Raw genomic sequence first — 12,206 nt, 5'->3', positions numbered from 1 at the left:
CCCCCGGAGTCAGTGGAGTCGGCCCCGACCGGTGCGGTCCGGCGGGCTCGTCACCACCATGTCAGGACTTTTGGACCGGGTCAATTCTTCATCCGCGCCAATCTTTCTTCCCGGTCAACCTTTGATCCTGGTACAGTCTTCTCATGGCGACCCACCACGGCTTGGACCTCGGCCCCGACCGCGACCTCGACGCACTTCCGCTGCGCGAGCGCAAGAAGATCCAGACCGGCATCCGGATCTTCCGCACGGCCATCGGCCTGTTCGCCGAACGGGGCTTCGACCAGGTCTCGGTGGCCCAGATCGCGGCCGCCGCGGACGTCTCCAAGATGACCGTCTTCAACTACTTCCCGACCAAGGAAGACCTGGTCATGGGCCCGATGGAGCAGCACCTCGACGAGCCTGCCCGGGTGGTGCGCGAACGTGCCCCGGGCACCTCGGCGGTCGCGGCGCTGCGCGAGCACTTCCTGGCCGCGCTGGAGCGGCGGGACCCCGCCACCGGCCTGAACGACGACCGGGTGGTGCTGGACGTGATCCGGCTCGTCCACGACACCCCGGCGCTGGCCCTGCGGGCCACCGCGGCCTTCGACCCCCGCGCGCGAACCCTGCTGGCCGCCGAGCTGCTCGCCCAGGACCCGGCCCACGACGAGCTGCTCGCCCGGGTCGCCGCGGCCCAGCTGCTCGCCGTCCGGCTGACCCTGATCGGCGACAACCACCGCCGGATGCTCAGCGGCGAACGCGCCGAGGACGCCCTGCCCGCCGCCCTCGAGGCGGCCCGCCGGGCCTTCGCCTCGGTCGAACACGGGCTCGGGGCGTACTGCGCCGGCCCGGCCTGAGAGAGTGGCCGCACCACGCCGACCGGAGGTGCGCATGGACCAGCCGCTGCTCACGCGGGACCGCTCCGCCCTGCCCGCCCAGGCCGAGGGCCTGAACGCCTACGTGGGCGAGGACGGCGTCGCCGTCCTGGAGTTCGCCCGCCCGCACCGGCGCAACGCGGTGACCCTCGCGATCTGGCAGGCGCTGCCCGAGGTCCTGGAGCAGCTCGCCGAGCAGCCGGGCGTGCGCGTCCTGCTGCTGACCGGCGCCGGGAACACCTTCAGCGCGGGTGCGGACATCACCGAACTCGCCGAGGTGTACGGCGATCCGCGGCGCGCGGACGCCTACCACGCGGTCAACGTGGCCGCCGAGGAGGCGCTCGCGGCGTTCCCCCACCCGACCCTCGCGGTGGTGCACGGCGCCTGCGTGGGCGGTGGCTGCCAGCTGGCCGTCGCCTGTGACCTGCGCTTCGTCTCCGAGGACGCCCGGCTGGGGATCACCCCGGCCAAGCTCGGCGTGGTCTACCCGGCGGTGCCGACCCTGCGGCTGGCCCGGCTGGTCGGCCCGGCCCGGGCCAAGTACCTGCTGTTCTCCGGCGAGTTGGTGCGCGGCCGGGACGCGCTGCCGCTGGGCCTGGCGGAGCGGGTCCTGCCGGGCGTCGAACTGGACGCCGCCGCGCTGGAGTTCGCCCGGCTGCTGACCAGCCGCTCGACCCAGACCATCGGCGCGGTGAAGGCCGCGCTGGCCGTTCCGGCGGAGCGGGCGGGCGAGGCCCTGGATCCCTGGGAGCGGCGCTCCCGGGAGGCCTCGGACGTGCACGAGGGGCTGGCCGCCTTCCTGGCGGGCCGCCCGCCGAGGTTCTGACCGGCGAGGTTCTGACCGGCCCGGTTCCACGCGCTACGGCCGACCCGGTGGCGACCGGCGCCGAGGCGCGGTGGCACAGGCGGCTCACGTACGATCATCCGACCGGCGACGAGCCGCCCGCCGCCCTTCCGACCCGGAGTACGCACCCCGATGACCGCCGAGGCCACGACCGCCCCCACCAGCCGGACGACCTGGGCCCGCCGGGTCACCGACGGCGTCGAGCCGAAGAACGTGATCATCGCGGTCTGCCTGCTGATCGGCGCCCTGCGCTACGGCTGGGCCGGCCTCGGCTGGGCCGCCTTCGCCGCGCTGTTCGCGGCCGTCATCCCGACCCTGTTCATCCAGCGCGGCATCCGCAAGGGCACCCTGGAGGACCGCCACGTCGGCCACCGGCAGCGCCGGCTGACCGTCATCCCGTTCATCATGGGCTCGGTCGCGGTCAGCTTCGCGGTGATGATCCTGGCCGACGCCCCGCACGACCTCACCGCGATGGTGGCGGCGATGTTCGCCTCGCTGATCCCGATCCTGGTGATCACCGTCTGGTGGAAGGTCTCCGTGCACACCGCCGTGGCGGCCGGCGCGGTGACCTGCCTCGGCATCGCGCTCGGCCCGCTGTGGCTGCTGCTCTACCCGCTGGTCGCGGTGATCGGCTGGTCCCGGGTGGTGCTGCGGGACCACACCACCGCGCAGACGATCGTCGGCGCGGTGGTCGGCGCCCTCAGCTCCGGGCTCGCCTTCTGGGCCACCAGGTGAGTCAGCGGATCGGCATCCCCGAGATCGCCCGGGCGATGACCAGCCGCTGGATCTCGCTGGTCCCCTCGAAGATCGAGTAGATCGCGCTGTCCCGGTGCATCCGCTCCACCGGGTACTCCCGGGTGAAGCCGTTGCCGCCGAGGATCTGCATCGCCTGCGCCGTCACGGACTTGGCCGTCTCGCCCGCGTACAGCTTGGACATCGAGCCCTCGGCCGCGGTGAACGGCTGGTTGTTGGCGGCCATCCAGGAGGCCCGCCAGACCAGCAGCCGCGCCGCGTCGATCCGGGTCTTCATGTCGGCGAGCTGGAAGGCCACGCCCTGGTTGTCGATGATCGGGCGGCCGAACTGTTCCCGGGTCTTCGCGTAGTCCAGCGCCACCTCGTACGCGGCCCGGGCGATGCCGATCGCCTGCGCCCCGACGGCCGGGCGGGAGGCCTCGAAGGTGGCCATGGCCGCGTTGCCCTTGCCGCCCGCCCGTTTGGCGCCCTCGCGGGCCCGGGCCAGCCGCTGGTCCAGCTTCTCCTTGCCGCCGAGCAGGCAGCTGCCGGGCACCCGGACGCCGTCGAGCACCACCTCGGCGGTGTGCGAGGCGCGGATGCCGTGCTTCTTGAACTTCTGGCCCTGGCTCAGCCCCGGGGTGCCCGGCGGGACGACGAAGGAGGCGTGCCCGCGGGTGCCCAACTCCGGGTCGACGGTGGCCACCACGACGTGCACGGCGGCGATCCCGCCGTTGGTCGCCCAGGTCTTGGTGCCGTTGAGCACCCACTCGTCCTTGGCCTGGTCGTAGACGGCCCGGGTGCGCAGCGCGCCGACGTCGGAGCCGGCGTCCGGCTCGGAGGAGCAGAAGGCGGCCACCTTGACGTCGTCGGGGGTGCCGAACATCTGCGGGGTCCAGGTGCCGATCTGCTCGTCGGTGCCGTTGGCGAGCACCGCGACGGCGGCCAGCGTGGTGCCGACGATGGACAGCCCGATGCCCGCGTCACCCCAGAACAGCTCCTCCATGGCGATCGGGATGCCGACGCCGGAGGGGTCGAAGTACTGCTGGGCGTAGAAGTCCAGCGAGTAGATGCCCAGCTTGGCGGCCTCCTGGATGATCGGCCAGGGGGTCTCCTCCCGCTCGTCCCACTCGGCCGCGGCGGGGCGGATCACGTCCGCGGCGAAGCCGTGCAGCCAGTCGCGTACGGCGAGCTGGTCCGCGCCCGGGTCCAGCGAGAACGTGCTGCTCATGGTGGAGCCTCCGCAGAAGGGATACGACGCAGGGATTGCGGCCGCCGGATGCGACCCACCGGGGTGTTACCCCGGGTAACATCGTCGGAGTCTGCTACTGATTGGTAACCGGTGTCAACGCCCAGGCAACCCAGAAACCGAGGAGCAGCGCATGTCCCGAGAGCCCCGCCGCGAGCAGTTGCTCAACGCCGCCGACCGGGTCATCCAGCGCGAGGGGCCGAGCGCCAGCATGAACGCCATCGCCGCTGAGGCGGGCATCACCAAGCCCATCCTCTACCGGCACTTCGGCGACCGGAACGGCCTGATCGGCGCCCTGACCGAACGCCACACCAGCGGCCTGCTGGCCGCCGTCCGGGCCGCCCTGGCCGAACCGCTGGAACGCCGCGACCGGGTCGAACACGTCCTGGACACCTACCTGGCCGGGATCGAGGCCCGCCCCCAGGTCTACCGGCTGCTCACCCACCCCGAACCCGGCGACCCGAGCGGCGCCGGCAACGCCCTCGCCCCCGCGCTCCGGCAGATCGCCGAGGAGATCACCCGGGCCGTGCAGCACCAGGTCGACCTCGGCGCCGACCGCGAACTGCTCGCCGAGGCCTGGGGCCGAGGCATCACCGGCATGGTGCTGGCCGCCGGGGACTGGTGGCTGGAGACCAGACCCTGCTCGCGCACCCGCATGGTGCAGGCCCTGGCCGACCTGCTCTGGGGCCGCCTGGCCGCCGCCGCCGACCTGCCGCAGGCCGTACTGCCGCCCACCCCCGCCGAACCGAACGGCGACTGAACTCCCCGTCCGCGCACGACCCTTGTGCCGGCCCGGGGGCCACGGGCATCATCGGGCCCCCACCCCCCGCCGTGCGAGGTCCCGATGCGCCTGCGCCGCACCGCCGTTGCCCTGCTGCTCGCCGCCACCGCCCTCGGCGGCACCACCCCGGCCACCGCCCAAGACGCCATCGGCGCCGACGGCGCCCACGACGGCCACGCCGACCACCCGTCCCGCTTCCCCGCCGGGACGGCCACCGGCCCGGACGGCCGCACCGCCCTCACCGACGACCAGGGCCGCCGGCTCCAACTGCGCGGCTTCAACCTCGACAAGTACGCCGAGGCCACCGGCGCCGACCTCGACTCCATCGCCGCCCAGGGCTTCACGCTGGTCCGGCTGCCGGTCTCCTGGACCAGGCTGGAGCCCGAGCGCGGCCACCTCGACCCCGCCGAACTCCACCGGATCCGGCAGCTCCTCGACCGGGCCGACCGGCTGGGCCTGCTCGTCCTGGTCGACTTCCACCAGGACGTCTACGGGCCGAAGTTCGGCGGCGGCACCAACGGCATCCCGGTCTGGGCCACCCGCGACGACGGACTGCCGTTCACCCCCGACCCGAAGGACTGGTTCGCCGGCTACTTCCAGCCCGCCGTCCAGGCCGCCTTCCGCCACCTCTACGACGACCCCGACCTGCGCGCCTGGCAGGCCGACTTCTACACCCGGCTGGCCCGCGAACTGCGCGGCCACCGCTCCCTGTTGGGCTACGACCTGTTCAACGAGCCGTTCGGTCCGGTGGACGGCGACCCCACCGACCCGGCCGTGCTCGCCGCCGCCTCCACCGCCCTGGAACAGGGCCGGCTCGCCGACATGTACCGCCGGCTGATCACCGCCGTACGCCGAGTGGACTCCCGCGCCTGGCTGTTCGTCGAACCGACCGTCCTGGTCGGCCAGGGCGTGCCCACCGCCCTCCCCGGCTTCGCCGACCCCCGCCCCGGCGCACCCCGGCTCGGCTACGCCCCGCACTTCTACGACACCGCGGTCGAGAACGGCGCCGACTGGGACCCTTCCGACGGCTTCGTCGAGCAGTACACCGCCGCGATCACCGGCTACCCGGCCGCCCACCGGCTGCCCGTGCTGGTCGGCGAGTGGGGCCCGCCCGACTCCCGCTCCCCGGGCAACACCCTGCTGGTGCGCCGCCAGGTCGCCGCGATGGACGGCTTCGCCGAGGGCTGGACCATGTGGTACTGGTGCCGCGGCACCGGCGGCTACTGCACCCTCGACCCCACCGGGCACCCCGCCCCCGGCGACGGCCCGGCCTTCGGCCCGTACCCGGCGGCCGTCGCCGGCAGCGGCGTCCGGACCGCCGACGGCGCCGTCCGCTGGGCCGCCGACGGCACCGGCCGCAGCAGCGAACTCGTCCTGCCGCCCGCCGCGTTCCCCCACGGCGCCCGGGTCACCGTCTCCCCCGCCGGCGCCCGGGTCGAGGTCGAGCAGCCCACGGCCGGGCGCGCGGGAACCGTACGGATCCGGCTCCCGCGCGTCCGCCCGGGCACACCCGTGACGGTGACCCTCACCCCGCGCTGATCAGGCCAGCCCCCGGCGGGCCAGCAGCGGCGCGGTGTCCGGCGCCCGGCCGACCACCGCGCGGAAGGACTCCAGCGGGTCCCGGCTGAACCCGCGGGCCAGCAGCTCGCGCCGGAACAGCTCGCCGCTGTCCCGCACCGACCGCCCGTTGGTCTCGAACCACCGCACGGTGTCCGCGTCCAGCACCTCCGACCAGATGTACGCGTAGTACCCGGCGCTGTAGCCGCTGGAGAAGATGTGCTGGAAGTACGGCGTGCGGTAGCGCGGCGGGATCGCCGGCACCGCGATGCCGGCCTCCACCAGTGCCCGCGCCTCGAACTCCTCGGCGTCCGCGACCCGGTGGCCCTGCGGCAGGGTGTGCCAGGCCCAGTCCAGCAGGGTCGCCGCCAGGTACTCCACCGTCCGGAAGCCCTGCCCGAAGCCCTCGGCCGCGGTCATCCGCTCGACCAGCTCGGCCGGCAGCGGCTCCCCGGTGGCGTGGTGGCGGGCGTAGTTGGCCAGCACCTCCGGCCGCACCATCCACATCTCGTTGACCTGCGAGGGGAACTCCACGAAGTCCCGCGGCACCGCGGTGCCCGCGAACAACGGGTACCGCACGTCCGAGAACAGCCCGTGCAGCGCGTGCCCGAACTCGTGGAACAGGGTGCGCACCTCGTCCCAGCTCAGCAGCACCGGCTCACCCGGCGCCGGGCGCGGGACGTTGAGGTTGTTCAGCACCACCGGCCGCCGCCCGGTCAGCCCGGACTGGGCCACCAGCTCGTCCATCCAGGCCCCGCCGCGCTTGGACGCCCGGGCGTGGAAGTCCCCGATGAACAGGCCCAGCGGGGTGCCGTCCTCCTCGAACACCTCGAAGACCCGGGCGTCCGGGTGGTGGGCCGTCAGCTCCGGCCGCTCGGTGAAGCTCAGCCCGTAGGCGAGCTTCGCGGCGAAGAACACGCCGTCCTTCAGCACCCGCTCCAGCTCGAAGTACGGACGCAGCGCCGCGGTGTCCACCTGGAAGGAGGCCTGCCGGACCTTCTCCGAGTAGTACGCCCAGTCGTGCGCGGCGATCTCCGCGACGCCGTCCTCGGCCGCCACCCGGGCCAGCTCGGCGGCCTCCCGGCGGGCGTTCGCCACGGCCGGCTCCACCAGCCGGGCCAGCAGCCCGGACACCGCCTCCACGGTGCCGGCCGTCTCGTCCGCCACCACGTACGCGGCGTGGCTCGGGTAGCCCAGCAGCACGGCCCGCTCGGCGCGCAGCGCGGCCATCCGGATCGCCAGCGGGCCGTTGTCCCCGGCGCCCCGGGCGAGCGAGGCGGCCAGCAGCCGCTCGCGCACCGAGCGGTCGGCGAGCTGGGCCAGCTCGGGCTGGTTCGAGGGGCTCTTCAGGCTGAGCACGTACTTGCCCTCGTGGCCGAGCACCCGGGCGTTCTCCGCCGCACCGGCGATCGCGCCCGCGGACAGCCCCGCCAGTTCCTCGGCGGAGTCCACCACCAGCGCGGCGGCGCGGGTCGCGGCGTTCACGTTCTGCTGGAACGTGGTGCCCAGCGCGGCGAGTTCGGAGTTCAGCTCGCGCAGCCGGGCCTGCTCGGCCGCGCCGAGCCGGGCGCCGGAGCGGACGAACGCGGTGTACCAGCGCTCCAACAGCCGCAGGGACTCCGGGTCCAGGCCCAGCCCGGCGCGGTCCGCGTGCAGCGCCTCGATCCGGGCGAACAGCTCCCGGTCCAGGTGGATCGCGTCGTGGTGGGCCGCGAGCAGCGGGCTGACCTTCGCCTCCACCTCGTCCAGCAGGTCGGTGGTGTCGGAGGAGGACTGGTTGCGGAACACCGCGTCCACCCGGCGCAGCAGCCCGCCGGAACGCTCCAGGGCGACCAGGGTGTTCTCGAAGGTCGGCACGGCCGGGCTGCCGGTGATCGCCGCGATCTCGGCCAGCTGCTCGGCCATCCCGCGCTCGTAGGCGGGAAAATAGTGCTCCTCCCGGATCTCGGCGTAGGGAGGCAGTTCGTAGACCAGCGTGCTGGCTGCGAAGAACGGGTTCTCGGTCATTTCGCCGACCCTACGCGGTGTCATCCCGCGTGCCCATACACCCCAGGTCATCGTTGTCAGACCCACCCGTTAACGTCGACGGCGCGGACCCCCACCCGCACACCCGCACGCCCCACCGCCCAGCCGTACGACCAACCACCACACGAGAGGAGACGCCCGCCGTGGCCCCCAGAACCGCCCTCGCACCCGCCCCGCACGGCCCCGGCGGCCGCCTCCAGCCGCTCGACGACGCCGGCCGGCCGCTCGGCCCGCCGGAGGCCGTCCCCGACCTCGCCGCGGCCGTCGCCGCCCGGGAGGCCGCCGATCACCCGCGCTGGGTCTGGGCCGCCGCCGACTCCGGGTACGCCCCGCTGCTGCCCCGGCTGCCCGACCGGCTCGCCCGCTGCCACGACCTCCGGCTGGTCGAGGCGCTGCTGCTGGGCCACGAGGGCCGCTTCGGCGCGCCGCGCTCGCTCGGCGCCGCGTGGGCCCGGCTGCACGGCCTGCCCGTTCCGGACGACCTGCCCGAGCCGGGCCTCGCCGACGCGGACGACGGACAGGACACCCTGTTCGCCCCGGACCGGCTGCAACTACCGCCCGGCGTCGACCCGTTGACGGCCGTGGTGGCCGTGCACGCCGAACAGCAGCGGCGGATCGCCGCCATCGCCGACCCGGTCGAACGACAGCGCTTCCGGCTGCTGGTGGCCGCCGAGTCGGCCGGCGCCCTGGTGGCCGCCGAGATCGCCCACGACGGCCTGCCCTGGCGCTCCGACGTCCACGACCGGCTGCTCACCGAACTGCTCGGCCCCCGCCCCACCGTCCCCGGCACCCAGCCCCGGGTGCTCGCCGACCTCGCCGTCGAACTCCACCAGGCCCTCGGCGCCAAGCCGTTCAACCCCGACTCGCACACCCAGGTGCTGCGCGCCTTCGCCGAGGCCGGCATCCAGCTCGGCTCCACCCGCTCCTGGGAGCTCAAGGAGATCGACCACCCGGCCGCCCGGCTGCTGGTCCGCTACAAGGAGCTGGCCCGGATCCACGTCGCCCACGGCTGGGCCTGGCAGGACGCCTGGGCCCGCGGCGGCCGGTTCCGGCCCGAGTACGTGGTCGGCGGCGTGGTCTCCGGCCGCTGGGCCAGCCGCGGCGGCGGCGCCCTGCAGATCCCGCGCATCCTGCGCCGCGCCGTGGTCGCCGACCCGGGCTGGCTGCTGGTGGTCGCCGACGCCGCCCAACTGGAGCCGCGGGTGCTCGCCGCACTCTCCCAGGACACCGGCCTGGCCCGCACCGCGGCCGGCGGCGACCTCTACGAGGCGCTCGCCGCCCAGGCCTTCCAGGGCGACCGCGACAAGGCCAAGCTCGGCCTGCTCGGCGCCATGTACGGGCAGACCAGCGGCGACATCGGCCCGCTGCTGAACACCCTGCGCCGCCGCTACCCCGCCGCGATGGGCTACGTCGAGGCCGCCGCCCGCACCGGCGAGGACGGCGGCGTGGTCGCCTCCCGGCTCGGCCGGGTCTGCCCACCCGCCTCCGCCGCCTTCCTCGACCTCACCGAGGCCGACACCGCCGGCGAGACCGGCGGCCGCACCGCCCGCGCCCGCGGCCGGTTCACCCGCAACTTCGTCATCCAGGCCAGCGCCGCGGACTGGGCGCTGGCCCTGCTGGCGGCGCTGCGCCGGCGGCTGAACGAACTGCCGGTGGCCGTCCCGGCGGACCGCCCGCACCTGGTGTTCTTCCAGCACGACGAAGTGATCGTGCACACCCCGGCCAACCTGGCCGAGGAGGTGGCCGCCGCCGTCACCGAGGCGGCCGACGAGGCCCGGCGGCTGGTCTTCGGCGACACCCCGGTGCGCTTCCCGCTCAGCACCGCCGTCGTGGACTGCTACGCCGACGCCAAGTGACCGCTACAACTTGCGGAAGGAGCGCGCCTCCTCGGCCGCCGCGACCACCTCGTCCAGCCCCGCCCCGGCCGAGGCGGTGACCGCGGCGGCCACCGCGCCCTCCACGAACGGCGCGTCCACCAGCCGTACGCCCGGCCGCGGTTCGTCCTCCAGCACGGTCACCGCGGTGAGCACCGAGCTGCCGAGGTCCGGCAGCACCACGACGCCGGCCCCGCCGTCCGCCGCCGCGACCGCCGCGGCGATCAGCTCGTAGCTGGTGCCCAGCCCGCCGTCCTCCGTCCCCGCCGCGACCACCACCCGCACGCCGTCCGAGGCCAGTTCGCCGAGCAGCTCGCGCAGCCCCTCCGCGAGCCGAGCGCTGTGCGAAACCAGAACAATGCCCACGCGTTCGCTCATGCGCCCGACCCTACGGCCCGTCCCACTGCTCCGGAAGAGCGAACGGAACGCGCGTGTCGGACCCCGTGCCCACGGCCCCCGTCTGGCGTAGCGTCGGCGACAGCAGCGTCCTGATCTCGTGGCCACCTAGGGAGCGAAGAGCGTTGAAGAAGCTGATCAACACCCCGGAGAGCGTCCTGGAGGACGCCCTGGCCGGAGTCGCCGCCGCCCACCCCGAACTGACGGTCGACATCCCCAACCGGGTGATCACCCGAGCCTCCCGCCCGGCCGGCCCCAAGGTCGCGCTGATCTCCGGCGGCGGCTCCGGCCACGAGCCGCTGCACGGCGGCTTCGTCGGCCCCGGCATGCTCGACGCCGCCTGCCCCGGCGAGGTGTTCACCTCCCCCGTCCCGGACCAGATGCTCGCCGCGGCCAAGGCGGTGGAGTGCGGCGCCGGCGTCGTCTTCATCGTCAAGAACTACACCGGCGACGTGATGAACTTCGAGCTCGCCGCCGAACTCGCCGCCGAGGAGGGCCTGGAGGTCCGTACCGTCCTGGTCAACGACGACGTCGCGGTCGAGGACTCCACCTGGACGGCCGGCCGCCGCGGCACCGGCGCGACCGTCCTGGTCGAGAAGACGGCCGGCGCGCTGGCCGAACGCGGCGCCGGCCTGGACGAGGTCGCCGCCCTGGGCGAGCGGGTCAACGCCGCCTCCCGCTCCTTCGCGATCGCGCTCACCGCGGCCACCGTCCCGGCCGCCGGCAAGCCCGGCTTCGACCTGCCCGAGGACGAGATCGAGGTCGGCGTCGGCATCCACGGCGAGCCCGGCCGCCGCCGCGAGAAGCTCCGCCCGGCCCGCGACCTGGCCGCCGAGGTGGTCGGGACCATCCTGGCCGACCACCACCTGACCGCGGGCGACGAGGTGATCGCCCTGCTCAACGGCCTCGGCGCGACCCCGCTGCTGGAGCTGTACGTGGTCTACGGCGAGGTCGCCGCCCAGCTCGCCGAGCGCGGCATCACGGTGGCCCGCAGCCTGGTCGGCAACTACGTCACCAGCCTCGACATGGCGGGCTTCTCGCTCACCCTCACCAAGGCCGACGCCCAACTGCTGGACCTCTGGGACGCCCCGGTCGACACCCCCGCCCTCAAGCGGGCCTGAAGGGAGACGGCATGGACTTCGACACCGCCCTCGCCGCGGCCTGGATCCGCGCGATCGCCGCAGCCGTCGAGCGGGAGCGAACCCAGCTCACCGAACTGGACTCCGCGATCGGCGACGGCGACCACGGCAGCAACCTCCAGCGCGGCTTCAGCGCCGCCCTCACCGCCCTGGACGGCCTCCGACCCACCAGCCCCGGCGCCGTCCTCACCAAGACCGGCACCACCCTCATCTCCAAGGTCGGCGGCGCCTCCGGCCCCCTCTACGGCAAGGCCTTCCGCGCCATCGGCGCCGCCCTGCCCGAACCCGCCGGCCCGACCGCCGTCGCCGAGGCCCTCTCCGCCGGCCTGGACGCGCTCCGCATCCTCGGCAAGGCCGAACCCGGCGACAAGACCATCGTGGACGCCTGGACCCCGGCCGTCGCCGCCTTCCGCACCGCGGCCGCCGCCGGTGCCACCCTTCCCGAAGCCGCCGCAGCCGCCGCCGAAGCCGCCGAACGGGGCGCCCACGACACCGTCCCCCTCCAGGCCCGCAAGGGCCGCGCCTCCTACCTCGGCGAACGCAGCATCGGCCACCAGGACCCAGGTGCCACCTCCACCGCCCTCATCTTCCGCACCCTCGCCGCCACCACCGCTGACTGACGCCCCCACCCGCACGAGCACGCGGGGTAGAACCCCCACGCCCCTCTCCGCCCCCACCCCTCCCACCCACCCCCGCCACCCACCTCCCCCTCCCACCCGCCCCAGGCGAGAGGGACGCGCTGCGGGAGGGGGCGGTGG

11 protein-coding genes are annotated in these 12,206 nt (G+C 74.5%); 8 read left to right on the top strand and 3 right to left on the bottom strand.

Annotated elements, in window-relative coordinates:
• Positions 1-143 precede the first annotated feature (143 nt).
• The 3 genes from ACFWIS_RS32490 to ACFWIS_RS32480 all read left to right on the top strand — a co-directional run bounded on the left by ACFWIS_RS32490 (position 144) and on the right by ACFWIS_RS32480 (position 2,430).
• On the top strand, positions 144-833 hold the full coding sequence (locus tag ACFWIS_RS32490; protein ID WP_380463037.1) for a TetR family transcriptional regulator: 690 nt from the start codon (positions 144-146) through the stop codon (positions 831-833).
• Between the two features lie 34 nt (positions 834-867).
• Entirely contained in the window at positions 868-1,677 is an 810-nt protein-coding gene (locus ACFWIS_RS32485) for an enoyl-CoA hydratase/isomerase family protein (RefSeq protein ID WP_380463040.1), read from the top strand.
• A 150-nt stretch (positions 1,678-1,827) separates the two neighbouring features.
• Positions 1,828-2,430 (top strand): phosphatase PAP2 family protein, encoded by a 603-nt coding sequence (locus ACFWIS_RS32480; RefSeq protein ID WP_380463042.1) that lies wholly within the window; start codon positions 1,828-1,830, stop codon positions 2,428-2,430.
• A gap of 1 nt (position 2,431) precedes the next feature.
• Here ACFWIS_RS32480 and ACFWIS_RS32475 read toward each other — a convergent pair whose 3' ends face one another.
• Positions 2,432-3,658, bottom strand: coding sequence for an acyl-CoA dehydrogenase family protein (locus ACFWIS_RS32475; RefSeq protein WP_380463045.1), 1,227 nt, complete (start codon positions 3,656-3,658; stop codon positions 2,432-2,434).
• Between the two features lie 151 nt (positions 3,659-3,809).
• Here ACFWIS_RS32475 and ACFWIS_RS32470 point away from each other — a divergent pair, with 151 nt between their 5' ends.
• Both ACFWIS_RS32470 and ACFWIS_RS32465 read left to right on the top strand, forming a co-directional pair.
• Positions 3,810-4,436 (top strand): TetR family transcriptional regulator, encoded by a 627-nt coding sequence (locus ACFWIS_RS32470; protein ID WP_380463048.1) that lies wholly within the window; start codon positions 3,810-3,812, stop codon positions 4,434-4,436.
• 84 nt (positions 4,437-4,520) lie between these two features.
• Positions 4,521-5,996, top strand: coding sequence for a cellulase family glycosylhydrolase (locus ACFWIS_RS32465; RefSeq protein ID WP_380463051.1), 1,476 nt, complete (start codon positions 4,521-4,523; stop codon positions 5,994-5,996).
• On the opposite strand, the gene ACFWIS_RS32460 is transcribed toward ACFWIS_RS32465, so the two are convergent.
• Positions 5,997-8,021: a M3 family metallopeptidase gene (locus tag ACFWIS_RS32460; protein ID WP_380463054.1), complete on the bottom strand. Its 2,025-nt coding sequence runs from the start codon at positions 8,019-8,021 to the stop codon at positions 5,997-5,999.
• Between the two features lie 161 nt (positions 8,022-8,182).
• Here ACFWIS_RS32460 and ACFWIS_RS32455 point away from each other — a divergent pair, with 161 nt between their 5' ends.
• On the top strand, positions 8,183-9,895 hold the full coding sequence (locus ACFWIS_RS32455) for a bifunctional 3'-5' exonuclease/DNA polymerase (RefSeq protein ID WP_380463056.1): 1,713 nt from the start codon (positions 8,183-8,185) through the stop codon (positions 9,893-9,895).
• A 3-nt stretch (positions 9,896-9,898) separates the two neighbouring features.
• Here the strand turns inward: ACFWIS_RS32455 and dhaM are convergent, their stop codons facing one another.
• Positions 9,899-10,291: a dihydroxyacetone kinase phosphoryl donor subunit DhaM gene (dhaM, locus tag ACFWIS_RS32450; protein ID WP_380463059.1), complete on the bottom strand. Its 393-nt coding sequence runs from the start codon at positions 10,289-10,291 to the stop codon at positions 9,899-9,901.
• A gap of 143 nt (positions 10,292-10,434) precedes the next feature.
• Here dhaM and dhaK point away from each other — a divergent pair, with 143 nt between their 5' ends.
• Positions 10,435-11,430, top strand: coding sequence for a dihydroxyacetone kinase subunit DhaK (dhaK, locus tag ACFWIS_RS32445; protein WP_380463062.1), 996 nt, complete (start codon positions 10,435-10,437; stop codon positions 11,428-11,430).
• A gap of 11 nt (positions 11,431-11,441) precedes the next feature.
• Positions 11,442-12,068: a dihydroxyacetone kinase subunit DhaL gene (gene dhaL, locus ACFWIS_RS32440; RefSeq protein WP_380463065.1), complete on the top strand. Its 627-nt coding sequence runs from the start codon at positions 11,442-11,444 to the stop codon at positions 12,066-12,068.
• Positions 12,069-12,206: the final 138 nt, after the last annotated feature.

Origin of the sequence: Kitasatospora sp. NPDC127060, from assembly GCF_042724935.1 — a bacterium.
Classification (GTDB): Bacteria; Actinomycetota; Actinomycetes; order Streptomycetales; family Streptomycetaceae; genus Kitasatospora.
This window is presented reverse-complemented; position numbering and strand designations above follow the sequence as displayed.